Annotated in this window: 1 rRNA gene; it reads right to left on the reverse strand. The window is 58.5% G+C overall.

The window, feature by feature from the left end:
• Window positions 1–1,180, reverse strand: a 16S ribosomal RNA gene (locus AC5RWX_RS33570); the annotation flags it as partial.

The following is a 1,180-nucleotide window of genomic DNA, read 5'->3' on the forward strand; positions in this document are numbered from 1 at the left end:
GCTCCCTCCCACAAGGGGTTAGGCCACCGGCTTCGGGTGTTACCAACTTTCGTGACTTGACGGGCGGTGTGTACAAGGCCCGGGAACGTATTCACCGCAGCGTTGCTGATCTGCGATTACTAGCGACTCCGACTTCATGGGGTCGAGTTGCAGACCCCAATCCGAACTGAGACCGGCTTTTTGGGATTAGCTCCACCTCACAGTATCGCAACCCATTGTACCGGCCATTGTAGCATGCGTGAAGCCCAAGACATAAGGGGCATGATGATTTGACGTCGTCCCCACCTTCCTCCGAGTTGACCCCGGCAGTCTCCCATGAGTCCCCGCCATTACGCGCTGGCAACATGGAACGAGGGTTGCGCTCGTTGCGGGACTTAACCCAACATCTCACGACACGAGCTGACGACAACCATGCACCACCTGTGAACCGGCCCCGAAGGGAAGGACTGTTTCCAGCCCGGTCCGGCCCATGTCAAGCCTTGGTAAGGTTCTTCGCGTTGCATCGAATTAATCCGCATGCTCCGCCGCTTGTGCGGGCCCCCGTCAATTCCTTTGAGTTTTAGCCTTGCGGCCGTACTCCCCAGGCGGGGCACTTAATGCGTTAGCTACGGCGCGGAAAACGTGGAATGTCCCCCACACCTAGTGCCCAACGTTTACGGCATGGACTACCAGGGTATCTAATCCTGTTCGCTCCCCATGCTTTCGCTCCTCAGCGTCAGTTACAGCCCAGAGACCTGCCTTCGCCATCGGTGTTCCTCCTGATATCTGCGCATTTCACCGCTACACCAGGAATTCCAGTCTCCCCTACTGCACTCTAGTCTGCCCGTACCCACTGCAGACCCGGGGTTGAGCCCCGGGCTTTCACAGCAGACGCGACAAACCGCCTACGAGCTCTTTACGCCCAATAATTCCGGACAACGCTTGCGCCCTACGTATTACCGCGGCTGCTGGCACGTAGTTAGCCGGCGCTTCTTCTGCAGGTACCGTCACTTTCGCTTCTTCCCTGCTGAAAGAGGTTTACAACCCGAAGGCATTCATCCCTCACGCGGCGTCGCTGCATCAGGCTTGCGCCCATTGTGCAATATTCCCCACTGCTGCCTCCCGTAGGAGTCTGGGCCGTGTCTCAGTCCCAGTGTGGCCGGTCACCCTCTCAGGCCGGCTACCCGTCGTCGCCTTGGTA

This window comes from Arthrobacter sp. SPT-J7 (assembly GCF_059089965.1).